Genomic DNA, 24,510 nt, shown 5'->3' with positions numbered 1-24,510 from the left:
ATTTCCCCCCGCCACGGGGCAAGTTCGCCCCCACTCATCCCAAGGGCAGCTTAGCGCGCCGTCCATGTCGCCGGAACCGGAACGACATGCCGACAGCCGAGAACTTGAATGTCACCGGGATACACAGATATATTGACTGCTACCACAAGGAACAGATAACTGGAGGGTTCATGTCGCAAGACCTGACCGACCTCGATCTCCTGCGCGAGCTGGAACCGGTAGCGGAGAAGCTCATCAACCGCCACCTCACAATGGCGAAGGACTGGAACCCCCACGACTACATCCCGTGGTCGGACGGCAGGAACTACTACGCCCTCGGCGGTCAGGACTGGGATCCTGACCAGTCCAAGCTCTCCGAGGTCGCCCGCACGGCGATGGTGCAGAACCTCCTGACCGAGGACAACCTGCCCGCCTATCACCGCGAAATCGCGATGAACTTCTCCATGGACGGCCCCTGGGGCTATTGGGTCAACCGGTGGACCGCCGAAGAGAACCGGCACGGGATCTCGATCCGTGACTACCTGGTGGTCACCCGCAACTGCGATCCGGTCGAGCTTGAAGAGCTGCGCGTGGAGCAGATGACCCGCGGCTTCTCGCCCGGCCAGAACCAGCAGGGCGACCTGTTCGCCGAGAGCCTGTTCGACTCCGTCATGTACGTCAGCTTCCAAGAGCTGGCCACCCGGGTGTCGCATCGCAACACCGGCAAGGCCTGCAACGACCCAGTCGCGGAGCAATTGCTGGCCAGGATCTCCAACGACGAGAACCTGCACATGATCTTCTACCGCGATGTCAGTGAGGCCGGCTTCGACGTTGCCCCGAACCAGGCAATGACGTCGTTGCACCGGGTGCTGCGCAACTTCAAGATGCCCGGCTATACCGTCCCGGACTTCCGGCGCAAGGCCGTCATCATCGCCATGGGCGGCGTCTATGACCCGCGCATCCACCTCGATGACGTCGTGATGCCGGTGCTGAAGAAGTGGCGCATCTTCGAGCGCGACGACTTCACCGGCGAAGCCGCCCGGATGCGTGACGATCTGGCCGTGCTGCTCAAGGAGCTCGAAGAGACCTGCGACAAGTTCGAAGAGGCAAAGGTCCGCAAGCTGGAGCGCGACGCGAAGCTCGCCGAGAAGCGCAGCGCCAAGGCATTGGCCGGGGCGGCGACATAGTCGACACCACACAGACTGCCTCCGGGCTGCGGATCGGGCCCTTCGCCCTCCGCAGCCCGGTTGTCTTGGCACCCATGGCCGGTGTCACCAACGTCGCGTTCCGCACCCTGTGCCGCGAACTCGAAGAAGCCCGAGCCGGAACGGTCAGCGGGCTCTACGTGTGCGAGATGGTCACGGCCCGGGCGCTCGTCGAGCGTCATCCCGTCACCATGCATATGACGACGTTCGCCCCAACGGAGTCACCCCGTTCGCTGCAGCTCTACACCGTGGACCCGGCCACCACCTACGAGGCCGCCCGGATGATCGTCACCGAGGACCTCGCCGACCACATCGACATGAACTTCGGCTGCCCGGTGCCCAAGGTCACCCGACGCGGTGGCGGCGCGGCCCTGCCCTACAAGCGGCGCCTCTTCGGCCAGATCGTGGCCGCCGCGGTCCGCGCCACCGAAGGCACCTCGGTCCCTGTGACGGTGAAGTTCCGGATCGGGATCGACGACGCCCATCGCACTCACCTGGATGCCGGCCGGATCGCCGAGCAAGAAGGTGCCGCCGCGGTGGCACTACACGCGCGAACCGCTGCTCAGCGCTATTCGGGAACCGCCGACTGGGAGCAGATCGGACGCCTCAAAGAGGCTGTGACGACGATTCCGGTGCTCGGAAACGGCGATATCTTCGAGGCCAACGACGCCTTAGCGATGATGGCGTCGACGGGGTGTGACGGAGTCGTCATCGGCCGCGGATGCCTGGGGCGGCCATGGCTGTTCGCCGAACTGTCGGCGGCGTTCACCGGCTCGCCCACCCCGACTCCACCGACCCTGGGTGAAGTCACCGATATCGTCCGCCGCCACGGCGAACTGCTGGCCGATCACTTCGGTGAGGACAAGGGCATGCGGGATATCCGCAAGCACATCGCCTGGTACCTGCACGGCTTCCCGGCCGGCGCTGAGATCAGACGGGCATTGGCACTGGTCAAGACGCTGGCCGAGCTGGACATCCTGCTCGACCAACTCGATCGCGACGTCCCGTTCCCGATGGCCGCCACCGGGCCGCGCGGGCGTCAGGGATCCCCGTCGTCCGTCACGCTCCCCGAGGGCTGGCTCGACGACCCGGATGACTGCACCGTGCCGGCGGGGGCCGACGTCATGAACTCCGGAGGCTGAACCGAGACGGTCTCGACATCTGGGCGCGCTAGCGGTCAGCGGGGTTGTCTCAGTACGATGATGATCTTGTCGTGTGACCCACTGGAGTGGCGAACCTCCACCAAGTGCTGCTACAAGACATGGGACGGTTGAGACGGCCGCGCATCGGCGCCCGGCCGAGGTGACGAGACAACCGCACCGGAATTTATGAGCGCGTCGACGCGCTGGACCGCATCAGAGTCGGAGGCGACTGGAACATGAGTGACGGCGGCAACGCCACTCCTGGCCAGCACCGCGCCCCCGACGAGGGTGAGCGGGTGACCCGGGCACCCCAATCGGGCGCCGGAGCCGCGCCCTGGGAGCGCGCACCTGCACCCTCGCACCGCGCGCCGGACACATCCGCGCCGGGCGGCAACCACGCCCAGGGCGTGACCGTCGCCGACCTTATCGCCAAGCTTTCCGGCTCCACACCGACCATCGAGCCCACTCGCCACCGCACCGAAACGCCGCCGGCCGCCGACGACTCCGCCGATCCCACCGTGCCCATTCCGGTGGTCATCGCCGCCTACGCCGACGAAGTTCCCGACCTCGAGGCGCTCAACCGGGCCAGGGGCCCCCTCGTGGCCGACCCCAACCCGGCTGCTGCGCCCGCGCCGAAGGACACCAAGAAAAAGAGGACCAAGGCGTTCAAGCCGGTCCTGTTGGCCGGCCGGTCCGCGGCGGCGCTGTTCGCGGTGTCCGCTCTCGTGTTGACCGGCGGTGCCTGGCAGTGGCAGTCCACCAAGAACGATCTGCTGCGCAATGTCGCGGCGCTGGATCCCGACTCGCGCGACATCCTCGATCCCAACGCGCAGTTCGGCGACGAGAACTTCCTGATCGTCGGGGTCGACAGCCGCACCGGCGCCAACGGGGAGATCGGTGCCGGTACCACAGCGGACGCCGACGGTGCCCGGTCCGACACCGTGATGCTGGTCAATATCCCCGCCGACCGTAAACGCGTCGTCGTGGTGTCCTTCCCCCGCGACCTCGCCATCACCCCGGCCTACTGCCAGGCCTGGGACCCCGACAGCGGTAAATACGGCCCGGTCGTCGACAAGTACACCGGTCAGACGAGCGACGACTACCGCTATACCGAGACGAAACTGAACTCGGCGTACGCATATGGCGGGCCGAAGTGCCTGGTGAAGGTCATCCAGAAGATGTCAGGGCTGTCGATCAACCGATTCATGGCGGTCGACTTCACCGGCTTCTCGAAGATGGTCGACGCGCTGGGCGGGGTTGACGTCTGCAGCACCACCCCGCTATCCGACTACGAGCTGGGCACGGTGCTCGCCAGTGCCGGGCATCAGACGCTCGACGGGCGCACCGCACTGAACTATGTCCGCGCCCGCCAGGTCACCACCGAAGTCAACGGTGACTACGGCCGGATCAAGCGCCAGCAGCTGTTCCTGTCCTCGCTGCTGCGCTCGATCATCTCCAAGGACACGCTGTTCAGCCTGAGCAAGCTCAATAACGTGGTGAACATGTTCATCGATGACACCTACGTGGACAACGTCCGGACCAAGGATCTCGTCGATCTCGGGCAGTCCCTGCAGGGCGTCAACGCCGGTCGGATCACCTTCGTCACCGTCCCGACTACGGGAATCACCGACGCCGACGGCAACGAGCAACCGCGCACCGAGGACATCCGGGGGTTGTTCGACGCGATCATCAACGATGACCCACTGCCCGGTGAGAACGACACCAACGCGACGACGAGCCCGATGACCGCGGCGCAGAAGACACTTCAGGCCGCTAAGCCCAACCCCGTCCAGCAGTCTGCCGACGGGACACAGACCGAATTGGTCAACGCGGTGACAACCGATCCGCATGACATCAGCGTGCGGGTCTCCAATTCCACCGGCCGGGACGGGCTGGGCGCCACCACCGCGGCCGCATTGCGCGAACACGGTTTCCATGTGCTGGACCCCGAGGACTATTCAGGCGGCACCGTCACCACAACGACGGTGATGTTCTCGGCGGGCAACGAGCAGGCCGCCGCCACCGTCGCCGCAGCGTTCCCCACCGCACAGATGGAGCGGGTGGACGGCCTGAAGAACACCGTCCAGGTGGTGCTCGGACCCGACTTCAGCGCCGTCGGAGCGCCGCCGCCGAGCGGATCGACGGTCAGCGTGCACGTGAGCCACAATTCCAAGAGCACCCCGACCGAGTTGCCCGAAGACCTGACGGTTACCAACGCCGCGGACGTCACCTGCGAGTAAGCCGGGCGGGGCATGGCGGGCGTTTGCTTTCATTCACCGTTCGTTCACCCCGCCTGGGCATACTCAGCGCGCACGCAGAAAGTAGGGTGAATGCCATGCGCACCGCGTACCACGAGCAACTCGATGCTCTGACCAATCAGCTGGCCGACATGTGCCGCTTGGCCGGGCTTGCGATGGAACGGGCGACCCAGTCGCTGCTGCAAGCAGACCTGGTGCTTGCCGAGCAGGTCATCACCGACCACGACCAGATCTCGGCGGCCAGCGCCCGGGCAGAGGAAGCGGCCTTCGTGCTGCTTGCGCTGCAGGCGCCGGTGGCCGGCGATCTGCGGGCCATCGTCAGCTCGATTCAGATCGTCGCCGACGTCGACCGGATGGGAGCGCTGGCACTGCACGTCGCCAAGATCGCCCGTCGCCGTCACCCGCAGCATGCACTGCCCGAGGAAGTGAACGGCTACTTCGCTGAAATGGGCCGTGTTGCAGTCGAATTGGGCAACAGCGCCCGCGAAGTACTGCTGTCCCGGGATCCGGAGAAGGCTCGCCGCATCCGCGAGGAAGACGACGCGATGGACGACCTGCACCGGCATCTGTTCACCGTGCTGATGGATCGGGAGTGGAAGCACGGCGTGGCGGCAGCGGTGGACGTCACGCTGCTGGGCCGGTTCTACGAGCGCTTCGCCGATCACGCCGTGGAGATCGCCCGACGAGTGATCTTCCAGGTGACCGGCCGGCTGCCCGAAGAAGAGGAAATCGCGACCTACTGAGGATTCGCCTCACACCAAAAACCCGGTATCGCTGAGCGATACCGGGTTTTTGGTGCTGTAGGTGGCCTAGCCGAACCGCCCGGAAATGTAGTCCTCGGTGGCCTTCTGGCTCGGGTTGGAGAAGATCTTCTCGGTGTCGTCGATCTCGACCAGGCGCCCTGGCTTGCCGGTGGCCTCCAAGTTGAAGAACGCAGTCTGATCGCTGACCCGCGCGGCCTGCTGCATGTTGTGGGTGACGATGACGATGGTGAACTCCTGCTTGAGTTCGGAGATCAGATCCTCGATGGCCAGCGTGGAGATCGGGTCCAGCGCCGAACAGGGCTCGTCCATCAGCAGGACGTCGGGCTGAACGGCGATGGCACGGGCGATACACAGCCGCTGCTGCTGACCGCCGGACAGGCCGCCGCCGGGCTTCTCGAGCCGGTCCTTGACCTCGTTCCACAGGTTGGCGCCCTTGAGTGAGCGCTCGCAGGTCTCGTCGAGTACCTTGCGGTTGCGGACACCCTGCAGCCTCAGACCGGCCACCACGTTGTCACGAATCGACATGGTGGGGAACGGATTCGGGCGCTGAAAGACCATGCCGATGGTCTTGCGAACGCCCACCGGGTCGACCCCGGAGGCGTAGATGTCCTCACCGTCGAGTAAAACCGAACCCTCGACCCGGGCACCAGGGATGACCTCGTGCATGCGGTTGAGCGTGCGCAGCACCGTGGATTTGCCACAGCCCGAGGGCCCGATGAACGCGGTCACGCTGCGCGGCGGCACCGCCATCGACACGTCGGCGACGGCGTGGAACGAGCCGTAGTAGATGTTGACGTCTTTGAGATCTAGCCGTTTGGCCATCGAAGTCTCCTAAACCTTTTTCGGGGCAAAGAATTTGGCGATGAAACGAGCGCCGATGTTGAGGACCGCGATGAGCACGATCAATGTCAGCGCCGCGCCCCAGAGCCGATCGGTCGGAACAGGATTGGCGCCCGCACCGGCCGAGGTCTGGTCGTACATCATGCCGGGCAGCGAGCCCATGAAACCGTTGAACATGTCGAAGTTCATCGCCTGCGAGTACCCGACCAGGATCAGCAGCGGTGCCGTCTCCCCCATGACTCGGGCCAGCGCCAGCATGATTCCGGTGACGATGCCCGACAGCGCGGTCGGAATGACAATGCGGGCAATGGTTTTCCACTTCGGAACGCCGAGCGCGTAGCTGGCCTCACGCAGGTCCATCGGAACGATCCGCAGCATCTCCTCGGTGGAGCGCACGATCACCGGGATCATCAGCAACACCAGGGCCAGTGACACCGCAAAACCGGAGCGCTGGAAACCAAGCGTGGCAACCCACAGGGCGTAGATGAACAGTGCCGCCACGATCGAGGGCACACCGGTGAGGATGTCCACCATGAACGTGGTGAGCTTGCCCAGCCTGGTGCCGCCGCCGTACTCGACCAGATAGATGCCGACGAAGACGCCGACCGGAATCGAGATCACCGCGCAGAAAAGGCCTTGCAGCACGGTGCCCACCAGGGCGTGGTAGACGCCGCCACCAGCCGCGAAGGCCGTCATTCCGGCCTGGGAGTTCATCCACCACGTGCTGTCCAGAACAACGCTCAAGCCCTTGGTGACCACCGAGTACAGCACCCAGATCAGCGGCACCACAGCGATCGCCACCGACAGCGTCACCAAAACGGTGGCGGCGTTGTTGGTCAGCTTGCGCCGCAGGCTGACCGCCTGGAACGTGGGCGCCTTGACCGGCTGGTCCAGAGTCGAGGTCATCGGGCACCCCTTCCGGCCACCGCGGCGCGGGCTGCCGAGTTGACCACGAACGTCAGGATGAACAGCACCAGGCCGGCGGCGATATACGCCCCTGCCTTGTACTCGTCATTGAATTCCGAAGCGGCCGAGGCGATCTTGCTGGCGAAGGTATAGCCAGCGTCGAAAAGCGACCAGCCGAACGCCTTCTGCGTGCCGCGCAGGATGATCAGCAGTGCGATCGTCTCACCCAGCGCGCGGCCCAGGCCGAGCATCGCACCGCTGATGTAACCGGACAGCCCGAACGGCAGGACCGTGGTCCTGACCACTTCCCAGCGGGTGGCGCCGAGCGCCAGCGCCGCCTCGATCTGCCCGCGTGGCGTCTGGACGAACACCTCACGACTGACCGCGGTGATGATCGGCAGGATCATCACCGCCAGCACGATCCCTGCGGTGAAGATCGTTCCGCCGCCGGCCACCGACGCATTTCCGGTGTCGAACAGGAAAATCCAGCTGAGATTGCCGTTGAGCCACATCGCGAACGGCTTGATTACCGGGGCCAGCACGTACAGGCCCCAGACGCCGTAAATGATGGACGGCACCGCGGCCAATAGATCCACCATGTAGCCCAACGGCCCGGACACCCGGCGTGGGGCGTACTGCGTCAGGAAGATCGCGATACCCAGCGCGACCGGCATGGCCAGGACCAATGCGAACAGGGAGACGAACACCGTCACCTGCAGCAGATCCAGGATGCCGAACTTCATGTGGGCGGTATCGGTGGTGACCCAGTTGCCGCCGTAGGTGAAGAAGTTCGCGTCGTTACGCCCCAGCGCCGGTACCGCACGCCAGACGAGGAACAGGCCGATCGCGGCGATCAGCGCGATGACGAGAATGCCGGAACCTTCGGACAACCCTCGGAAGATCCGGTCGCCGAGTCGCACCTTGGCGCTTCCGGACGGATTCGTCGGGATCGAAGGCTTGTCAGGGAAGGGTGCGGCCACAACCTCTCCGGATCCAGCGTCTGCTGGATTAGGTCCGGGTACGTCTTGGGTCACATCCACCCCATCGCTCACTGATCTCTCCATCGTCACCGCAATCGACCTGCCTCGCCAGCGCTGTTACTGAATTGCTTTGACGGCGGTCAGGAGCCGCTGCTTGAACGCGTCAGGCAGCGGGACGTAACCGGCCGCCGGGAGTCCCGCCTGGCCGTCGTTGGCCGCCACGGTCAGGAACGACTTGACCGCTGCGGAGGTGTCGGCGTCGTAGCCCTTCGAGCAGACGATCTCGTAGGTCGCCAGCATCAGCGGGTAGGCGCCGGCGGCCTTGGTGGAGTACAGGGCGTTCAGGTCCAGGACCAGATCGTTGCCGGTACCCGAGATCTTCGCGGAGTCGATCGCCGCCTTGGCGGTGTCGTCGGTCAGCGCGACGGGTCCGCCACCGTTGTCGATCTGAGCGACCGTCAGCTTGGCCTGGTCGGCGAAGCCCTTCTCGACGTAGCCGATCGCACCCGGAGTGGCCTGCACAGCCTGCACCACGCCGGCGGTCTTCTGCGCGCCTTCCCCGGCGCCGCCCTGGAACTCCTTGCCCGCACCCTTGGTCCAGGTCTGCGGAGCAGCGGCGCCCAAGTACTTCTGGAAGTTATCGGTGGTGCCTGAGGAGTCCGAGCGGTAGATCGGGGTGATCTTCTGGTCAGGCAGCGAGACACCACTGTTCAGCGCGGCGATCGCCGGATCGTTCCAGTTGGTGACGGCACCGGTGAAGATCTTGGCGAGCACGTCGGCGTTGACCACTAGCTTGTCGACACCCGGCAGGTTGTAGCCCAGCGCGACGGGACCGAAGACCAGCGGCAGGTTCCAGGCCGGGTTACCGGCGCAGCGCTTGGCGGCGGGGTCCACCTGATCCTTGTTCAGCGCCGAGTCGGAGCCGGCGAAATCGACCTGGCCGGCGATGAACTGCGTGACACCCGCGCCCGAGCCGGTCGGGTTGTAGGAGAGGTTCTTGCCCGGGCACTTCTGGCCCCACACCTGGTTGAACACCGCGATGGCGTTCTGCTGCGCGGTCGAGCCCTCGCCGGTCAGGGCATTCTTGCCACCGCAGTCGGCGGACGAGCCGGACGCATTGGTCGACGACGACGTTCCGGCATTGTTGTCGCTCCCGCAGGCGGTGAGCGTCAGGCCCGCGATGGCCGTTGCTGACACGGTCACAAAGAACGCCTTGCCAAACCTGTTCAGATTCACCTATCCCACTTTCTCCAGTTGCCCCGTTCGCCCCGGTAGGGCGCATGCACCACCCCGGAAGTTAGGCGTTCGGAGTGGACGGAACCCACCCGGAATATGAACGGAAGGTGAACAGGTCGATGAACGCAGTATTGCGAAATGCCGCTAACTAGCCGCAAGTGCCGCCGGCGTGAATATTCGCTGCCAAGGCGGGGCGGTATGCGGTGTCGACGCTGGACACAGCAAAGCCCAGTCGCTCATAGGTTTTCACGGCCGCGGTGTTGTCAGCCTCGACGTAGAGCATGACCTCCGGCGGGCAGGAGCGCAGCGACCCGGGAATGTCTCCCGGCGGGCAGGAGCGCAGCGACCCGGGAATGTCTTCCGGCTGATCCTGGGCGGTCAACTTCCCAGCCAGGTGCTGTAGCCCCACCACGGTCAGAACCCGGCCCAGACCGCGCCCCTGCGCGGCAGGGTCCACACCGACGACATACACCTCGCCGAGCCCGGACTGGTCGGCATGGACCTTCGTCCAATGGAAACCCAGGAGGGCGTCAGTGTCGTCATCGACGGCCAAAAACAGGCCCTCGGGATCGAACCACGATTCGCCGCGTCGCTCATCGAGGTCGGATTCCTGCCAGCCCCCTTGTTCGGGATGCCACGCGAAAGCGGCGTTATTGACCCGCAACAGCTCGGCATCGTCGGACGCGCCCCGGTAGGTGCGAATGCTGATGCCCTCGGGCACAACGAGTTCGGGCACATCGCGCAGCGTCCGGCGCATCTGCATCAGTTCACGAACCACGGCCATCCCGAGCGCATCGGCCACCGCTCGGGCCACGGGCAGGGTGCCGTGCGCCCAGAACCGCACCGCACCGTCGGCGTCGTTGGCGGCAGCCCGCAGCAGCGCCGTCCCGATACCGTGACGACGGGCGTCGGGGTGGACGACGAGTTCGCCCATCGCGTCGGCGTCATCGCGGCCCGGTGTCAGATTGAGATAACCGACCACGGCCTCGCCGTCAGCGGCGATCAGATGCCTGGTGCGATCAAGCGGCAGCTCGCGCAGCACCTGCTCGCCGACCGGCGCGACACCGTCATTACGGGTGGCGGCCTCGATCACGGCGCGCACCTGCTCCTGCTCGACCGGGGTCAGGGCGGTGCGCCAGCGCGGCGCCGTCACTGACTGCGAAGCGGGTGGGACAGGGTTCCGGACCGCACTGGGTTGCGCACCCCGTCCGAGATGACGTCCTCGCCGTCGTCGAAGCCGTCCTCCTCGTCGTCCTCGGTGTATTCCGGCTCGGCCGCGGCAGGACGTCCCCGAGCCGGGCGCACCGCCTTGTAGCCGACGTTGCGGACGGTCCCGATCAGCGACTCATATTCCGGGCCGAGTTTGGCGCGCAATCGCCGTACGTGCACGTCGACGGTGCGGGTGCCGCCGAAGAAGTCGTAACCCCAGACCTCCTGCAGCAATTGCGCGCGAGTGAACACCCGCCCGGCGTGCTGCGCGAGGTACTTCAGTAGCTCGAATTCCTTGTAGGTCAGGTCAAGGGGGCGACCACGCAGCCGCGCGGTGTAGGTGCCTTCGTCGATGACCAGTTCACCGAGGCTGACCTTGCCCGCGCTCTCCTGGCTGGCCATGCCTCCGCGCCGACCGACGAGCAGGCGCAGCCGGGCATCGATCTCGGCCGGGCCGGTGCTGGGCAGCAGGATCTCGTCGAGGCCCCAGTCCATGTTGACCGCGACCAGACCGCCTTCGTTGACGACGGCCACCACGGGGACCGAGGTGCCGGTGGTCCCGAGCAGCCGGCACAGGCCACGCGCGGCGGCCAGATCGGTCCGCGCGTCGACGATCGCCACATCCGCGGTGCCCGCTTCCAGCAGCGACGACACCTCGGTAGGCGCGGACCGCACGGTGTGCGCCAACAGCGCCAGCGACGGCAGCACCGATTCCGGATGCGGGTCGACTGTGAGAAGTAGCAGGTCCAACACACTCTCCAATGCCCTGGATACTCATCGCCGACAGCGCCGTCGCGTTGACCCACCAGACTCATGGGCGACATATGGCCGTTACCCGACCATGGGTCATCTAACTTTAACCCGCTACCTGCTATTTAGCCGATCTGGCGGGTTGGCCCCGCTACCCAAGGGGTGCGCGGCGGTGGCTCCCGAGCGATGGTGGGCCAGAATATGCAGGTGCGAAAGCTGCTGATCACTCTGGGGGCCGCGGTCATCGCCGTCGTCGTCGGGGCAGTCGGCGCAGATTTCGGGGCGACTATCTACGCCGAATACCGGCTGGCACGCACCGTCCGGGCTGCCGCGGGACTCTCGTTCGACCCATCGGTGGCGATCCTGGGCTTCCCGTTCATCCGTCAGGCCGCCCGGCACCATTTCAACGAGATCGAGATCAAGGCCAACGGGGTGGAGCACCCGGTGGTCGGCAGGGCATCACTGGAAGCCACCCTGCACAACATCGACCTCACCGAGGCATCGTGGCTGATCAGGCCGGACGCGAATCTGCCGGTCGGCAAACTGGAGAGCCGCATCATCATCGACTCCGGCCATCTCGGCAGGTTCATGGGGATCAAGGACCTGATGGTGGAGGCCCCGTCGAAAGAGACCAACGACGCCACCGGCGGCACCACCGAGTCGGGTATCTCCGGTAGCAAGGGGCTGGTGTTCACCGGAACGCCGACCAAGGCCGGCGTCGACAAGCCGGTCAGCGTCGCGGTCGACCTGTCGATCGGCGGCGCGGACCAGACCACGCTGGTCTTCACCGCCACGGACGTGCAGACCGGCCCGGGCACAGCTGATCGGGCGGTGCCCGACGATAAGAAGCCGGCGGTGTTAGCGGCGTTCAGCGGCAACCTGCCGGATCAGAAGCTGCCGTTCGGGGTGCGCCCCACCACCGAAGGTGCCCGCGGGTCGGACATCATCATCGAAGGCATAACCGAGGGAGTAATCGTCCGGCTCGACGGGTTCACACAGTCATGACCCCTGCATTTGTCACCGCGATCGTCGCCATCGCCGCCGCATTGGGCGTGGCCGGCGTCGCGGGCGTGCTGCACGCCCGTCGTTCGGGCGTCGTGCGCGAAGCCGAACAGCTCGATGTCGACGTCAGTGACCTGGGCCTTTCCTCGACCGGGCCGACGATCGTGCATTTCAGCGCAGTATGGTGCGGACCCTGCGCAGGGGTGCGCAGGGTGGTCAACCAGGTCTGTACCGACATGGGTGAGGTAGCTCACGTCGAGATCGATATGGATGCCAATCCGGCTGCCGCACGCAAGCTTTCGGTGATGTCATTGCCGACGACGTTCATCTTCGATGCGACCGGCCGCCAGCGATACCGCACAGCAGGGGTTCCCAAGGCCGCTGACCTGCGCTCGGCGCTGCAACCTCTGTTGGCCTGAGACCCTGGTTATTGGGTAGCATGTCTGGCGTGTCGGCCCGCCTCGAGCTATCGCTCACCAAGCGTCGCGCAGTTGATCTGTGCCGCGTCGCGGGTTGTTGCTGTTGTTGCTGTAGCTGCTGAGTAGCCGCGCCTTTCTTTCGCGCCGCCACTCTGGAGCGGCCGTGTGCGGCTTGCCTCCGTCCAGCCCGAATGAGCAACAGGAGTAGATGAATGTCGACGAGAAACAACACCACCGACCCCGCGCAGGTGGACGTACGTGGGCCCCGCTTCGCGGCCTGGGTCACCACCGCCGTCCTGATCGCGGTACTGGCCGTCTCGGGGTTCAGCCAGATCGCCGCGGCGGTCCTGCTGGCGCTGCAGGCCGTCGTATTCGCGATCGGCGCGCTGCGCGGGCCGCGTCAGCACCCGTACGGTCTGATCTTCGCCAAGCTAGTGGCCCCGCGGCTCAGCCCCGTCTCCGAACGGGAACCCGTACCGCCGTTGAAGTTCGCACAGTTGGTGGGGCTGGTGTTCGCCGTCGTCGGCGTGGCCGGCTTCGCGTTCGGCGTGCCGCTGCTGGGCGTCATCGCCACGGCCTTCGCTCTGTTCGCCGCGTTTCTGAATGCAGCCTTCGGCATCTGCCTCGGCTGCCAGCTCTACCCACTCGTGGCGCGGCTGCGGCCCGTCGCTGCCAACCCCTGAGCCTTCTTCACACGCAACCGAAAGGAACCATATTCATGGCACGTTCCGACGTCCTGGTCTCTACCGACTGGGCCGAGGGCAATCTCGACGCGCCGAACACCGTGTTCGTCGAGGTCGATGAGGACACCTCGGCTTACGAAGGCGGCCACATCGCCGGCGCCGTCAGGCTGGACTGGAAGACCGAGCTGCAGGACCAGGTCAAGCGTGACTTCGTCGACCAGCAGCAGTTCTCGAAGTTGTTGTCCGACAAGGGAATCAGCAACGACGACACGGTGATCCTGTACGGCGGCAACAACAACTGGTTCGCCGCGTACGCGTACTGGTACTTCAAGCTGTACGGCCACGAGAACGTCAAGCTGCTCGACGGTGGCCGCAAGAAGTGGGAGCTCGACGGACGCCCGCTGGTGACGGAGGTGCCTACCCGTGCCGCCACGTCGTACTCGGCCAAGGCGCCCGACAACAACATCCGCGCGTTCCGCGACGAGGTGATCGCCGCCATCGGCGAGAAGAACCTGGTCGACGTCCGCTCCCCCGACGAGTTCTCCGGCAAGATCCTCGCGCCCGCCCACCTGCCGCAGGAGCAGAGCCAGCGGGCCGGCCACATCCCCACCGCCATCAGCGTGCCGTGGAGCAAGGCTGCCAACGAGGACGGCACCTTCAAGTCCGATGAGGACCTGGCGAAGCTTTACGCGGCAGCGGGCTTGGACGGCGAGAAGGAGACCATCGCCTATTGCCGCATCGGTGAGCGGTCGTCGCACACCTGGTTCGTGCTGCAGGAACTGTTGGGGCACAAGAACGTCAAGAACTACGACGGTAGTTGGACCGAATACGGCTCCCTAGTGGGGGCCCCGATCGAGTTGGGAAGTTGATCATGTGCTCTGCACCTAAACAAGGACAGACCCTGCCTGCCGGTGTCGACCTGGAGAAGGAGACCGTGATCACGGGGCGCGTCGTCGACGACTCCGGTCAGACGGTGGCGGGCGCGTTCGTGCGCCTGCTGGACTCCAGCGACGAGTTCACCGCTGAGGTGGTTGCCTCGGCAACCGGCGATTTCCGGTTCTTCGCCGCGCCGGGTACCTGGACGGTCCGTGCGCTGTCCAAGGTGGGCAACGGCGACGCCACCGTGGCACCGTCGGGAGCCGGCATCCACGAGGTTGATATCAAGGTTGCGTAGTCTCCGGGAGGCTCGGGCGGTAACCCGCCCGAGCCCCGGATAGACTGACGATCGTGGTTCTTTTCTACGAGATCCTTCTGGTCGCAACGGTCGTGCTGATCACCTGGTTCGCGTTGTACGCGCTCTACCGACTGATCACCGACGAGTCGTGAGTTCCGAGGACGCCTCCGGTAGCGGTGATCGCGCGGTAGCCGCGGCAGTCGAACGTGCCAGGGAGACGGCCGGCCGAAACATACCGGTCTTCGATGACCTGCCGCTGCCCGCCGACACCGCCAATCTGCGTCTGGGCGCCAACCTGCACGACGCATTGCTGGCCTTACTACCGCTGGTCGGAGTGTGGCGCGGCGAGGGCGAAGGCCGGGGGCCGGCGGGCGACTACCGCTTCGGGCAACAGATCATCGTTTCGCACGACGGCGGCGACTATCTGAACTGGGACGCCCGGTCCTGGCGCCTCGATGAAGGCGGCGAGTACCACTCACCTGGCCTACGGGAGACCGGCTTCTGGCGGTTCGTCGATGACCCGGCCGACCCGGGCGAGTCGCAGGCCATCGAGCTGTTGCTGGCCCATTCGGCCGGCTACGTGGAGTTGTTCTACGGCCAGCCGCTCACCCAGTCGTCGTGGGAGCTGGTGACCGATGCCCTGGCGCGCAGCAAGTCCGGTGTGCTGGTGGGTGGCGCCAAACGGCTCTACGGGATCGTCGAGGGCGGTGATCTCGCCTACGTCGAGGAGCGCGTCGATGCCGACGGCGGCCTGGTTCCGCATCTGTCCGCACGGCTGACGCGACACGTCGGCTGATGCGCAGCCGCGTATTGGTGGCCGCCGCGGCGGCCACCGCGATCCTCGCCGGCTGCGCACCGGCACCGAGCCCGTCACAGCCGACGGTGATCAGTCCGGCGCCGAGCACCACAAGCGCCACCACCGGCACCAGTCCGGCCGAGCATGGATCACTGGCGCAGTGCCTGCACCAGCACGGCGTGCCCGACTCGGCCGGCCCCGCCGTTCTCGGCCCACCCGCCGGTGTCGACCCCGGTCTCTGGGACCAGGCAAGGAAGGCGTGCTCACCGCTGGAGCCAGGGCCGGCGAGCTAGACACCGCGGTTCGGGGTGCTCACAGCGACCGCATAGCCCGGTGCTAATCCGCACCCACGCGGGCTGCATACGGTCGGGTTTCGCTTCGAACAAGGAGATCACGATGATTCTGCGACCGCTATCTGCTGCGGCCGTGACCGCAGCGGGGGCCGCCCTGATCGGCACGGTGATGGCCTGCTCACCGGTGAGCGAGGCCGCGCCGGGCAATCCGGGTGGTCCCAATGACCCGTTCGTCACATGCATGACCGAAAACGGTGTGCCTGCACCGCCTCAGGGCCCGCCGCCGCAAGGTGGTCCCGGTGGGCACGGCGGTCAGCCGGGCGGACCACCGCCGCAGGGCGGACCGGGCGGTGGCCAGCTACCGGCACCGCCGGGGATCGATCAATCCGTGTGGGACAAGGGGCTACAGGCGTGCGCGTCGCTAGCGCCCACGCCGCCACCGCAGCACTGACGGCGTCACGCAAGCAGTCTGCAGAAATGGGTCGGCCCCCGAGCCGTTATCCCTGGTTGGACAAACCAGGAGCTCGGGGGCCGGGTAGCTGCCGGGAATTCGCCAGCGCGCGCAGGGCGCAAGTGATTCCACCGCACCTGGTGCTGCTAGCTGGCAGCCACCTCACATGTCCTAAAAGCTATCAATTTTCCGGACCACCTCCTTCCCTGTGTACGGCCGACCGTACCCGCGCCCACCGGGGTGTGCCAAGAGTTTTTCGCGGTCAGCGATCGCAAACGATCGCCGCGTCCACCAGCGCGGCGACGTCGGCGGCCAGCCGGGTAGGTGGCAGTGGTTGACCATCGAGAGTGTGCACCCGGGCCGCCAGCGTCATGCTGGACACCAGCCAAACCCCCTGGGCAGCAGTCAAATCCGACGCCCTCAGCGCGCGATAGTCACAGTCATAGCCCTTGTCGCGGGCAACCTGGAACAGGGCTTGCTGGGTGGTTCCGCGCAGAATCGGATACCACGGCGGCGGGGTGAGAAAGCATGTCCCGCCCGAGCCGTCATCGGCGGCGACCACCACCGTCGAGCGCGGGCCCTCAAGCAGATACCCATCGGAACTGACGAAAATGACGTCCCCGGCGCCCTTTTCGGCGCCATAGCGCAGTGCGGCCATGTTGACCGCATATGACAACGTCTTAGCGCCGGCCACCAGCCAGGGCATGGAGTCCACCCCGGTGGCGGGCAGTCCACGATCGAGCAGCACCACGGCGATTCCGTCGCGGCGGGTGGCGGCGACCCGCTCCGGCACGGGGTTGACTGTCAGGTAAGCCGTCGGGGTGGTGCCGCTCTCCCGGCCGCGGCTGTAGACCAGTCGCAGGGCGCCCTCGCCAGTGGCGGCTGCCGTCCATTGCCCGACCGCGATGCCGATGGCGCGCCGCCAGGCCGGCAGGTCCGGCTCGGGCAGGCCCATCATCTTGGCTGACTGGACCAACCGGTACAGGTGGGCTTCCACCAGACAGGCACGGCCGTCGCGGATCAGCAGCGTCTCGAACACGCCGTCGCCACGCACGGCGGCCAGGTCGTCGGCGAACAGCAGCGGCTGGCCCGGATCATGCACCTCGCCGTCGAGTGTGACGACCACCGATGGGTGGGTAGGCATGCCAAGCATGAGGTCACAGCGTACTGGCAGCCCCGTAGAGTTGATGTGTGTCAGCCGTTCCCGCCCCCGCCAGCTCCCCCGACGCCGGCACGGTCTGGCATTACGGCGATCCGTTCGGCGAGCAACGCTCTGCCGCCCACGACGCCGTCGTGGTGGATCGGTCCAACCGTGCCGTGCTCACGCTGACCGGAGCCGACCGGCGCAGCTGGCTGCATTCGATTTCGACGCAACACGTCAGCGAGCTGCCCGACGGCACGTCCACTGAGAACCTCAGCCTCGACGGGCAGGGGCGCGTCGAGGACCACTGGGTGCAGACCGAGCTGGACGGGGTCACCTATCTCGATACCGAAGCGTCGCGCGGCGAACCGCTGCTGACCTACCTACGCAAGATGGTGTTCTGGTCCGACGTCGTCCCCGAACCCGCCGACCTTGCCGTGTTGTCACTGCTCGGTCCGCGCCTCGCCGAGCCCGCCGTACTCGCCGCCCTTGGCGTCGACGAACTGCCAGCCGAGTCCAGGGCGGTACCGATCGGGATTGATCCCTCGGTCGCTTCGCTCCTGCCCGCCGGGGCTGGTTACCTGCGCCGGGTGCCCACCGAAGCCGGCCAGATCGAACTCGACCTGCTGGTGCCGCGCGCCAGCGCGGCCGACTGGCTGGCCCGGCTGGAGGCTGCCGGCGTACGTCGCGCCGGCGTGTGGGCCTACGAGGCGCAGCGGGTCGCCGCGCAGCGACCCCGGCTCGGGGTGGACACCGATGACCGGACCATCCCGCACGAGGCCGGCTGGATCGGTGCACCCGGGCAAGGAGCCGTGCACCTCGACAAGGGCTGCTATCGCGGCCAGGAAACGGTTGCCCGGGTCCATAACTTGGGGAAGCCGCCTCGGATGCTGGTCCTGGTCCACCTCGACGGGTCAGGGGAGCGTCCCGTCACCGGTGACCCGCTGCTCGCCGGTGGGCGTGTCGTCGGGCGGCTCGGCACCGTCGTCGATCACGTCGATCTCGGCCCGATCGCCTTGGCTCTGGTGAAGCGGGGAATTCCGGCCGATACCGCGCTGACCACGGGTGGCGAGCATCAAGTGGCGGCTGAAATCGATCCGGACTCGCTCCCGCCGACCGACTCGGTGGGAGCCGGCCGGCTGGCCATCGAGCGGTTGCGGCGCGGCGCAGTGTGACGTTCGTCCTCCGGCGAACGGGCCTGCCAGCACTTCGCAACCGGGCACGGTAAGGTGTTGGCAGGACAATAACCAATACACAGATCGGAGCCGCCTGCATCCCGGGCCGCTCCGTTATTGCGCGAGGGGGTTCCCCCATGGGCCGCGGCCGGGCAAAGGCAAAGCAGACCAAGGTTGCTCGAGAGCTGAAATACAGCTCTCCGCAGATCGATGTCGATCGGCTCCGTAAGGAGCTGGCCGGTTCGGGCGGGAGCGAACCCGAGAAGTCCGAGAACGGGTTCGGCGACGACTCGTGGGCAGACGAGGACGAGTGGCGGCCTTGAGCCGCCTCCCCTCTTAAAAGCGTGGGTGCTGTCCCACGAGCTTGGCTCGTGGGCCGTCCTTCCCTTTGGTGACAGTGCCCAACGTCCAGCAGTTCAGGTGGCGTGCAGTCAGAATCGCCAGTGCGCGGTCGGTGTCCTCCGGCGCGACAACGGCGACCATGCCGACACCCATGTTGAACGTCTTTTCCATCTCGACGCGGTCGATCCGGCCGCGCTGCTGGATCATGGCGAATACTGGCGCGGGTGTCCAGGTTCCACGGTCGAGTTCGGCGACCAGGCCGTGCGGGACGACGCGTTCCAGATTGCCTGCAAGCCCGCCGCCCGTGACGTGGCAGAAGGTGCGGACCTGCGTTTCGGCGGCCAACGCCAGGCAGTCCTTGGCGTAGATGCGGGTGGGTTCGAGTAATTCCTCACCGAGGGTGCGGCCGAACTCCTCGACATGCCCGGCCAGGTTCATCCGGTCGATTTCGAGCAGGACCTTGCGGGCCAGCGAATAACCGTTGGAATGCAGGCCTGAGGAGCCCATTGCGATGATCACGTCACCAGGGCGTACCCGCTCGGGCCCCAGCACGTCATCGGCCTCGACGACACCGATGCCGGTCGCGGAGATGTCGTAGTGATCGGGTTCCATCAGCCCCGGGTGTTCTGCGGTCTCCCCACCCAGCAACGCACAACCGGCCGCCACGCAGCCCTCGGCGATGCCGGCCACGATCGCGGCGACCCGCTCCGGAACGGTGCGACCGACCGCGATGTAGTCCTGCAGGAACAAGGGTTCGGCGCCGCACACCACGAGGTCGTCGACGACCATCGCGACCAGGTCCAGGCCGACGGTGTCGTGCTTGTCCATCGCCTGCGCCACGGCCAGCTTGGTCCCGACACCGTCGGTCGACGCCGCCAGCAGCGGCTCTCGATAGCCGCCACGCAGCGCGAACAGCCCGGCAAAACCGCCAAGCCCGCCTCGCACCTCGGGCCTGGTGGCCCGCTTCGCCAGCGGCTTGAACAGCTCGACCGCGCGGTCACCGGCCTCGATGTCCACCCCGGCCGATGCGTAGGAAATGTGGTTGTCTTCCTCGCGTTCCGTCATCGCGCATAAGGCTACCGGTCCCCAGCCGTCGCCGAAACGGGCCACCGTCAGCCGACGTTGCGGGTCAGCCACTCGCGCAGCGGCGCCCCGGCCCGCAGGGCGGTGACCACCCGGTCCTTGGCCTTCGCCGTGCCCAGCCAAGCGCCCACGGGCCAGGTCTTCATCATCGCGATGCCCTTGTGCCGGAGCAGCTCGATGCGCGGATGATCCTTCGGATATCCCCTTGGCGCCGTCTTGAGGACCTCGTGGGCCATGGTGTCGTAGCCGCCCCGGTGCAGTGCCGCCACGATTTCGGCGAGCTCGGCCCCGGACTTCGCGTCGTCGACGGCGTCCCGGTAGCGGGCCAGCGCGGCTGGATCAGGCATGTATAGGCCGCTCCCCACCGAGAGTCCGTCGGCCGAGAACGACACGTATCCGGAGCCGACCATCGCCGCGCAGTTCGTTTTGTACGGCACCTTATCGGCGCTGAACCGCACGTCGCGGTAAGGACGGAACAGCTTGCCTGCCCCGAACTCCTCGGCCAGTTCGGAAAGCAACTCCTCCATCGGCGCCTTCACCTTGCGGTCGTAGACACCTCTGTGCTCGGTCCAGTAGACCTTGGAGTTGTCGGCCTCCAGGCCCTCGTAGAACTCGACGGCCTCGATCGGCCAGCCTCGAAACGCCATGGGGACATTGTGTGACACCCTGACTCCCGATGAAACCGTTGAGAGTGTCGCTGGCCGCGTCCGTCGCACTGGGCATGGTGCTGATGGCGTCCGGTTCGGCCGCGGCCACGCCCGGCGAAGGCGTCGAGGGCGTTGTCATGTCACAGGCCACGCGGGGCGGCAAGGACTACATCAGCCGGGAGATCACCATCGCGCCGGGCGGAACCACCGGGTGGCATTACCACCCCGGGCAGGTCTTCAGTGTGATCAGGGAAGGCACGCTGACGCACTACGACGGCGACTGCTCGGTGGACGGCGTCTACAACGCCGGCGACGCCATCACCGAACGCAGTGGCACCGGTTACGTGCACGAGGGGCGCAACGAAGGTTCCACCCCGTTGGTGATGTGGGTGCTCTACATCGATCCGGCCGGCAGCCCGCTGGCCGTGGACATGCCCAATCCGGGTTGCCCTTTCCAATAACGGGCAATCCCTCCGGTCATAGGCTCCGAATTCACGGATCCGGCGAACGGAGGATGTATGTCGGTGCAGCGAACTCGGTGCCTGGTGACCGGTGCCACCGGATACGTTGGCAGCCGTCTGGTATCTCGCCTGCTGGACGACGGCTTTGCAGTGCGTGCGCTGGCGCGCACGCCGGACAAGCTGGCGGGAGTGCCATGGCGTGACCGGATCGAGGTCGTCCGCGGCGATCTGGGCGACGCCGGCTCGCTCTCCGATGCCTTCATCGGCGTCGACGTCGTCTACTACTTGGTGCACTCGATGGGCACGTCGGAGGATTTCGCCGCCGAGGAGCGTCGCGCTGCGCAGAACGTCGTGACCGCCGCCCGAAGCGCGGGCGTCCGGCGCATCGTCTACCTCAGCGGGCTACATCCCGAAAGCGCCAAACTGTCAACACATCTCGCGTCGCGCACCACGGTGGGCGAGATTCTCATCGCCTCGGGCATCGAAACGGTCGTACTACAAGCCGGCGTCGTGGTGGGCTCCGGCTCGGCATCCTTCGAGATGATCCGTCACCTCACCGACCGGCTGCCGGTGATGACGACGCCCAAATGGGTGCACAACAAAATTCAGCCGATCGCCATCGGCGACGTGCTGTACTACCTGGCCGCCGCTGCCACCGCCCCGGTGCCGACATCGCGTGCCTGGGACGTCGGCGGCCCGGACGTCCTGGAATACGGCGACATGATGAAGATCTACGCCGAGGTCGCCGGGCTGGCCCGCCGGCACATCCTGGTGCTGCCGGTGCTGACTCCCCGGATCGCCGCGCTGTGGGTGGGGTTGGTGACGCCCATTCCGTCCGGGCTGGCCCGGCCCCTGGTCGAATCCCTGCACTGTGACGCGGTGATGAACAACCACGACATCGACACCATCATCAAGCCACCAGCCGGGGGGCTCACGCCGTACCGACAGGCAGTCTCGGCGGCACTGGCCCGCGCCGCGTTCCGGCCCAGCTGGGACACCGGCGAGGCCGCGCAACTGCCGAGCGATCCGGACTGGGCCGGCCCGACACGACCGCCGCAACGGTGAACGGTTAGGGCCGGCTGAGGGCCGAGACGTTGGCGTTGTCGGCTTGCACCGGCTGAATGGGGAGGCCGGTGCGGGCGGCGGTGGCCAGCATGTGCTCAACGACGTTCTTGCCGAGCGCGGTCTCACCCGGCAGTTCGATCGGGTAGTTGCCGTCGAAGCAGGCGCAGCACAACCGGGTCGGCGGCTGTTCGGTCGCCGCGATCATGCCCTGCTGCGAGATGTAGACCAGTGAGTCGGCACCGATCGCGTGGCGCACCGCTTCGAGCATCTCGCCCTCGTCGTCCACCGCGTTGGCGATGAGTTCGGCGGGGGTGGCGAAGTCGATGCCGTAGAAGCAGGGCCATTTCACCGGCGGTGAGGCGATGCGCACGTGCACCTCGACGGCGCCGGCTTCACGCAGCATCCGGATCAGGGCGCGCTGGGTGTTGCCGCGCACGATCGAGTCGTCGACGACGATGAGTCGCTTGCCTCGGATCACCTCTTTGAGCGGGTTGAGCTTGAGGCGAATACCCAGTTGCCGAATCGTTTGGGACGGCTGGATGAACGTGCGCCCGACGTAGGCGTTCTTCATCAGGCCCTGACCGAACGGGATACCGGATTCTTGGGCGTAGCCCACCGCGGCGGGGGTGCCGGATTCCGGCACGCCGATCACCAGGTCGGCTTCGACCGGCTTCTCCCGGGCCAGCCGGCGGCCGATGTCCACCCGGGTGGCGTGCACGGAGCGACCGACCAGCGTGCTGTCGGGCCGGGCCAGGTAGACGTACTCGAAGATGCAGCCCTTGGGGGTCGGATTGGCGAACCGGGTAGAACGAACGCCGTCGGCATCGATCGCCAGCAGCTCACCAGGCTCGATATCGCGGACGAAGGACGCGCCGACGATGTCGAGCGCGGCGGTCTCGGAAGCCACGACCCAGCCGCGGTCCAGCCGGCCCAGTGACAACGGTCGCACCCCGTACGGGTCGCGGGCGGCGTACAGCGTGGTCTCGTCCATGAAGGTCAGGCAGAACGCGCCACGCACAGTGGGCAGCAGCGCAAGGGCGGCCTGCTCGATGCTGGAGTCCGCCGCGCCGTGAGCTAGCAGGGCGCCGAGGATGTCGGAGTCGGTGGTCGCCGCACCCGGCATGTTCGGGTTGATCAGCCCGGCGTCCCGGGCCCGCGCAGCCAGGTCGGTGGTGTTGACCAGATTTCCGTTGTGACCCAACGCGACTCCGGTGCCCGCCGCGGTGTTGCGGAACACTGGCTGGGCGTTCTCCCAGGTCGTCGAGCCTGTCGTCGAGTAGCGGCAGTGCCCGATGGCGACGTGGCCTTCCATCGCAGCCAGCGTCTGCTCGTCGAACACCTGGCTGACCAGGCCCAGATCCTTGAACACCAGTACCTGCGATCCGTCGCCGACGGCGATACCGGCTGCCTCCTGGCCCCTGTGTTGCAGGGCATAGAGGCCGTAATAAGTGAGTTTCGCAACATCTTCGCCCGGAGCCCAGACTCCGAAGACGCCGCATTCTTCCGCAGGTGGGTTTTCGACTTCTTCGGTCACGATATTGGCTGCTCCCTGGCGGGGGTTCGGTGACGTAACTGAGTTTACGGGCATCGGCGGGAATCGTGGAATTGAACGCCGAGTGTCGGGCCGACTACTCGCCGATTGTCACCAGGGGAAGCCACGCCGCGATCTCGCCGGCCCGCGATCCCGACAGCCTCAGCGCCCCGCGATCGGCGGCCGCGTCGATGCCGAGCAGGCCCGTCACCAGCAGAAGCCACGTCCGTGGATCGGTCTCGACCACGTTGGGTGGCGTACCGCGGGTGTGTCGGGGACCGGAGATGCACTGCACCGCAACAAAAGGTGGGATGCGGACCTCCACGCTGGCACCCGGCGCGAGTCCGGCCAGGGTGCGCGCCGTCAGCCGGACCGCCACCCCGATCGCGGCGCGGTCGGGGGCAGCCGCGTTCTCGTCGTGCAGCCAGGGCGCCACGGCGCGCACAGCAGCCACAGTGGCCTCAGGGTCGGCATTGCGACGAGCGGGCATGGTCACGAGTATGGCAATGCGCGGCTGCGCTCTTGACGTCAACCGAACTTGAGGTCCTAGCGTGGCGAGATGTCCTTCAAACCGCACGAAATCGAATACCTGAAGTCGGCGGATCTCGGCAGGCTGGCCACCATCCAGCCGGACGGCACAGTGCAGAACAGCCCCGTCGGCTTCACCTACAACGAGGCGCTCGGCACCATCGACGTCGTCGGCTACAACATGTCGAAGAGCCGAAAGTTCCGCAATCTCGCCACCAACAACACCGTCGCGTTCGTCGTCGACGACATCGCCTCGCGCGACCCGTGGCGGGTGCGCTGTCTGGAGATCCGCGGCACCGCCGAACAGGCTGAGGCGGCCAGCGGTGACGGCATCATCCGGATCACCCCGAAGCGCATCATCAGTTTCGGCATCGACGACACCGAGACCGAACCGCACGACCTGGTGCCCGACAGCCGCGACGTGCCGACGACGGCCGACTAGGACCCGGC

At 66.5% G+C, this 24,510-nt stretch carries 28 protein-coding genes and 1 pseudogene; 18 read left to right on the top strand and 11 right to left on the bottom strand.

Features of this window, described 5'->3' with window-relative positions; all coding sequences use genetic code 11:
- Positions 1–170: 170 nt before the first annotated feature.
- The 4 genes from G6N38_RS14750 to phoU all read left to right on the top strand — a co-directional run bounded on the left by G6N38_RS14750 (position 171) and on the right by phoU (position 5,327).
- Positions 171–1,166: an acyl-ACP desaturase gene (locus G6N38_RS14750; protein ID WP_163748642.1), complete on the top strand. Its 996-nt coding sequence runs from the start codon at positions 171–173 to the stop codon at positions 1,164–1,166.
- A gap of 26 nt (positions 1,167–1,192) precedes the next feature.
- On the top strand, positions 1,193–2,326 hold the full coding sequence (dusB, locus tag G6N38_RS14745) for a tRNA dihydrouridine synthase DusB (RefSeq protein WP_163752021.1): 1,134 nt from the start codon (positions 1,193–1,195) through the stop codon (positions 2,324–2,326).
- A gap of 236 nt (positions 2,327–2,562) precedes the next feature.
- On the top strand, positions 2,563–4,566 hold the full coding sequence (locus tag G6N38_RS14740; protein WP_163748640.1) for an LCP family protein: 2,004 nt from the start codon (positions 2,563–2,565) through the stop codon (positions 4,564–4,566).
- A gap of 95 nt (positions 4,567–4,661) precedes the next feature.
- Positions 4,662–5,327: a phosphate signaling complex protein PhoU gene (phoU, locus tag G6N38_RS14735; RefSeq protein ID WP_163748638.1), complete on the top strand. Its 666-nt coding sequence runs from the start codon at positions 4,662–4,664 to the stop codon at positions 5,325–5,327.
- A gap of 66 nt (positions 5,328–5,393) precedes the next feature.
- Here the strand turns inward: phoU and pstB are convergent, their stop codons facing one another.
- The 6 genes from pstB to G6N38_RS14705 form a co-directional block, all read right to left on the bottom strand.
- Positions 5,394–6,170: a phosphate ABC transporter ATP-binding protein PstB gene (gene pstB / locus G6N38_RS14730; protein ID WP_163748636.1), complete on the bottom strand. Its 777-nt coding sequence runs from the start codon at positions 6,168–6,170 to the stop codon at positions 5,394–5,396.
- A 9-nt stretch (positions 6,171–6,179) separates the two neighbouring features.
- Positions 6,180–7,094, bottom strand: a complete 915-nt coding sequence (pstA, locus tag G6N38_RS14725; protein ID WP_163748634.1) for a phosphate ABC transporter permease PstA — start codon at positions 7,092–7,094, stop codon at positions 6,180–6,182.
- On the bottom strand, positions 7,091–8,158 hold the full coding sequence (gene pstC, locus G6N38_RS14720) for a phosphate ABC transporter permease subunit PstC (RefSeq protein WP_163752020.1): 1,068 nt from the start codon (positions 8,156–8,158) through the stop codon (positions 7,091–7,093). The genes pstA and pstC overlap by 4 nt, the downstream gene beginning before the upstream one ends.
- 33 nt (positions 8,159–8,191) lie before the next feature.
- Positions 8,192–9,310, bottom strand: coding sequence for a phosphate ABC transporter substrate-binding protein PstS (gene pstS, locus G6N38_RS14715; RefSeq protein ID WP_163748632.1), 1,119 nt, complete (start codon positions 9,308–9,310; stop codon positions 8,192–8,194).
- Between the two features lie 148 nt (positions 9,311–9,458).
- A complete protein-coding gene (gene mshD, locus G6N38_RS14710) occupies positions 9,459–10,463 on the bottom strand; it encodes a mycothiol synthase (RefSeq protein WP_163748629.1) in 1,005 nt (334 codons plus the stop codon).
- Positions 10,460–11,269 (bottom strand): winged helix-turn-helix transcriptional regulator, encoded by an 810-nt coding sequence (locus G6N38_RS14705; protein WP_163752019.1) that lies wholly within the window; start codon positions 11,267–11,269, stop codon positions 10,460–10,462. The genes mshD and G6N38_RS14705 overlap by 4 nt, the downstream gene beginning before the upstream one ends.
- 201 nt (positions 11,270–11,470) lie before the next feature.
- Between G6N38_RS14705 and lmeA the strand changes: the two genes are divergently transcribed.
- The 9 genes from lmeA to G6N38_RS30380 all read left to right on the top strand — a co-directional run bounded on the left by lmeA (position 11,471) and on the right by G6N38_RS30380 (position 16,087).
- Positions 11,471–12,274, top strand: coding sequence for a mannan chain length control protein LmeA (gene lmeA, locus G6N38_RS14700; RefSeq protein WP_163748628.1), 804 nt, complete (start codon positions 11,471–11,473; stop codon positions 12,272–12,274).
- Positions 12,271–12,690, top strand: coding sequence for a thioredoxin family protein (locus tag G6N38_RS14695; protein WP_163748626.1), 420 nt, complete (start codon positions 12,271–12,273; stop codon positions 12,688–12,690). The genes lmeA and G6N38_RS14695 overlap by 4 nt, the downstream gene beginning before the upstream one ends.
- Positions 12,691–12,710: 20 nt before the next feature.
- Positions 12,711–12,812, top strand: coding sequence for an Ms5788A family Cys-rich leader peptide (locus G6N38_RS31210; protein ID WP_353619844.1), 102 nt, complete (start codon positions 12,711–12,713; stop codon positions 12,810–12,812).
- Between the two features lie 90 nt (positions 12,813–12,902).
- Entirely contained in the window at positions 12,903–13,373 is a 471-nt protein-coding gene (locus G6N38_RS14690; RefSeq protein ID WP_163748624.1) for a DUF4395 domain-containing protein, read from the top strand.
- 35 nt (positions 13,374–13,408) lie between these two features.
- Entirely contained in the window at positions 13,409–14,242 is an 834-nt protein-coding gene (locus G6N38_RS14685) for a sulfurtransferase (protein WP_163748622.1), read from the top strand.
- A 2-nt stretch (positions 14,243–14,244) separates the two neighbouring features.
- Entirely contained in the window at positions 14,245–14,547 is a 303-nt protein-coding gene (locus tag G6N38_RS14680) for a DUF1416 domain-containing protein (protein ID WP_099245571.1), read from the top strand.
- Positions 14,548–14,695: 148 nt separating this feature from the next.
- Positions 14,696–15,343 carry a heme-binding beta-barrel domain-containing protein gene (locus tag G6N38_RS14675; RefSeq protein ID WP_163748620.1) on the top strand — a complete coding sequence of 216 codons (648 nt, stop codon included), beginning with the start codon at positions 14,696–14,698 and terminating at the stop codon, positions 15,341–15,343.
- The gene (locus G6N38_RS14670; protein WP_163748618.1) at positions 15,343–15,636 is read left to right on the top strand and encodes a hypothetical protein; all 294 of its coding nucleotides are present in this window, start codon (positions 15,343–15,345) and stop codon (positions 15,634–15,636) included. Before G6N38_RS14675 ends, G6N38_RS14670 begins: the two co-directional genes overlap by 1 nt.
- A 103-nt stretch (positions 15,637–15,739) precedes the next feature.
- Positions 15,740–16,087: a hypothetical protein gene (locus G6N38_RS30380; protein WP_179968528.1), complete on the top strand. Its 348-nt coding sequence runs from the start codon at positions 15,740–15,742 to the stop codon at positions 16,085–16,087.
- Between the two features lie 262 nt (positions 16,088–16,349).
- On the opposite strand, the gene G6N38_RS14660 is transcribed toward G6N38_RS30380, so the two are convergent.
- Positions 16,350–17,213: an aminodeoxychorismate lyase gene (locus G6N38_RS14660; protein WP_246228021.1), complete on the bottom strand. Its 864-nt coding sequence runs from the start codon at positions 17,211–17,213 to the stop codon at positions 16,350–16,352.
- Positions 17,214–17,278: 65 nt separating this feature from the next.
- Here G6N38_RS14660 and ygfZ point away from each other — a divergent pair, with 65 nt between their 5' ends.
- A complete protein-coding gene (gene ygfZ, locus G6N38_RS14655; RefSeq protein WP_163748614.1) occupies positions 17,279–18,403 on the top strand; it encodes a CAF17-like 4Fe-4S cluster assembly/insertion protein YgfZ in 1,125 nt (374 codons plus the stop codon).
- Between the two features lie 137 nt (positions 18,404–18,540).
- Positions 18,541–18,726, top strand: coding sequence for a DUF3073 domain-containing protein (locus G6N38_RS14650; RefSeq protein WP_163748612.1), 186 nt, complete (start codon positions 18,541–18,543; stop codon positions 18,724–18,726).
- 13 nt (positions 18,727–18,739) lie between these two features.
- Here G6N38_RS14650 and purM read toward each other — a convergent pair whose 3' ends face one another.
- Positions 18,740–19,810 (bottom strand): phosphoribosylformylglycinamidine cyclo-ligase, encoded by a 1,071-nt coding sequence (gene purM / locus G6N38_RS14645; RefSeq protein ID WP_163748610.1) that lies wholly within the window; start codon positions 19,808–19,810, stop codon positions 18,740–18,742.
- Between the two features lie 47 nt (positions 19,811–19,857).
- A complete protein-coding gene (locus G6N38_RS14640; protein ID WP_163748608.1) occupies positions 19,858–20,475 on the bottom strand; it encodes a DUF2461 domain-containing protein in 618 nt (205 codons plus the stop codon).
- Positions 20,476–20,504: 29 nt separating this feature from the next.
- Here G6N38_RS14640 and G6N38_RS14635 point away from each other — a divergent pair, with 29 nt between their 5' ends.
- Complete coding sequence (locus G6N38_RS14635) at positions 20,505–20,936, top strand: cupin domain-containing protein (RefSeq protein WP_163748606.1); 432 nt, start codon at positions 20,505–20,507, stop codon at positions 20,934–20,936.
- Between the two features lie 57 nt (positions 20,937–20,993).
- A pseudogene (locus G6N38_RS14630) lies at positions 20,994–21,977 on the top strand (NAD(P)H-binding protein); the annotation flags it as partial.
- A 28-nt stretch (positions 21,978–22,005) separates the two neighbouring features.
- Here G6N38_RS14630 and purF read toward each other — a convergent pair.
- Together purF and G6N38_RS14620 are read right to left on the bottom strand one after the other, a co-directional pair.
- Complete coding sequence (gene purF, locus G6N38_RS14625; RefSeq protein ID WP_246227928.1) at positions 22,006–23,589, bottom strand: amidophosphoribosyltransferase; 1,584 nt, start codon at positions 23,587–23,589, stop codon at positions 22,006–22,008.
- Positions 23,590–23,629: 40 nt separating this feature from the next.
- Entirely contained in the window at positions 23,630–24,022 is a 393-nt protein-coding gene (locus tag G6N38_RS14620; RefSeq protein WP_163748602.1) for a sterol carrier family protein, read from the bottom strand.
- A gap of 69 nt (positions 24,023–24,091) precedes the next feature.
- Between G6N38_RS14620 and G6N38_RS14615 the strand changes: the two genes are divergently transcribed.
- Positions 24,092–24,502: a PPOX class F420-dependent oxidoreductase gene (locus G6N38_RS14615; protein WP_163748600.1), complete on the top strand. Its 411-nt coding sequence runs from the start codon at positions 24,092–24,094 to the stop codon at positions 24,500–24,502.
- Positions 24,503–24,510: the final 8 nt, after the last annotated feature.

The sequence above is a fragment of the Mycolicibacterium helvum genome (assembly GCF_010731895.1).
Classification (GTDB): Bacteria; Actinomycetota; Actinomycetes; order Mycobacteriales; family Mycobacteriaceae; genus Mycobacterium; species Mycobacterium helvum.
This window is presented reverse-complemented; position numbering and strand designations above follow the sequence as displayed.

Bases quoted from the DNA above. Each gene is read 5' to 3' on its own strand.
- G6N38_RS14650 (WP_163748612.1), top strand. From the start codon at position 18,541: ATGGGCCGCGGCCGGGCAAAGGCAAAGCAGACCAAGGTTGCTCGAGAG.
- purF (WP_246227928.1), bottom strand. From the start codon at position 23,589: ATGCCCGTAAACTCAGTTACGTCACCGAACCCCCGCCAGGGAGCAGCC.
- G6N38_RS31210 (WP_353619844.1), top strand. From the start codon at position 12,711: ATGTCTGGCGTGTCGGCCCGCCTCGAGCTATCGCTCACCAAGCGTCGC.
- purM (WP_163748610.1), bottom strand. From the start codon at position 19,810: ATGACGGAACGCGAGGAAGACAACCACATTTCCTACGCATCGGCCGGG.
- G6N38_RS14615 (WP_163748600.1), top strand. From the start codon at position 24,092: ATGTCCTTCAAACCGCACGAAATCGAATACCTGAAGTCGGCGGATCTC.
- G6N38_RS14690 (WP_163748624.1), top strand. From the start codon at position 12,903: ATGTCGACGAGAAACAACACCACCGACCCCGCGCAGGTGGACGTACGT.
- G6N38_RS14695 (WP_163748626.1), top strand. From the start codon at position 12,271: ATGACCCCTGCATTTGTCACCGCGATCGTCGCCATCGCCGCCGCATTG.
- phoU (WP_163748638.1), top strand. From the start codon at position 4,662: ATGCGCACCGCGTACCACGAGCAACTCGATGCTCTGACCAATCAGCTG.
- G6N38_RS14635 (WP_163748606.1), top strand. From the start codon at position 20,505: ATGAAACCGTTGAGAGTGTCGCTGGCCGCGTCCGTCGCACTGGGCATG.
- G6N38_RS14640 (WP_163748608.1), bottom strand. From the start codon at position 20,475: ATGGCGTTTCGAGGCTGGCCGATCGAGGCCGTCGAGTTCTACGAGGGC.
- G6N38_RS14750 (WP_163748642.1), top strand. From the start codon at position 171: ATGTCGCAAGACCTGACCGACCTCGATCTCCTGCGCGAGCTGGAACCG.
- pstA (WP_163748634.1), bottom strand. From the start codon at position 7,094: ATGACCTCGACTCTGGACCAGCCGGTCAAGGCGCCCACGTTCCAGGCG.
- G6N38_RS14685 (WP_163748622.1), top strand. From the start codon at position 13,409: ATGGCACGTTCCGACGTCCTGGTCTCTACCGACTGGGCCGAGGGCAAT.
- pstC (WP_163752020.1), bottom strand. From the start codon at position 8,158: ATGGAGAGATCAGTGAGCGATGGGGTGGATGTGACCCAAGACGTACCC.
- pstB (WP_163748636.1), bottom strand. From the start codon at position 6,170: ATGGCCAAACGGCTAGATCTCAAAGACGTCAACATCTACTACGGCTCG.
- G6N38_RS14680 (WP_099245571.1), top strand. From the start codon at position 14,245: ATGTGCTCTGCACCTAAACAAGGACAGACCCTGCCTGCCGGTGTCGAC.
- lmeA (WP_163748628.1), top strand. From the start codon at position 11,471: ATGCAGGTGCGAAAGCTGCTGATCACTCTGGGGGCCGCGGTCATCGCC.
- G6N38_RS14670 (WP_163748618.1), top strand. From the start codon at position 15,343: ATGCGCAGCCGCGTATTGGTGGCCGCCGCGGCGGCCACCGCGATCCTC.
- G6N38_RS14740 (WP_163748640.1), top strand. From the start codon at position 2,563: ATGAGTGACGGCGGCAACGCCACTCCTGGCCAGCACCGCGCCCCCGAC.
- G6N38_RS30380 (WP_179968528.1), top strand. From the start codon at position 15,740: ATGATTCTGCGACCGCTATCTGCTGCGGCCGTGACCGCAGCGGGGGCC.
- G6N38_RS14620 (WP_163748602.1), bottom strand. From the start codon at position 24,022: ATGCCCGCTCGTCGCAATGCCGACCCTGAGGCCACTGTGGCTGCTGTG.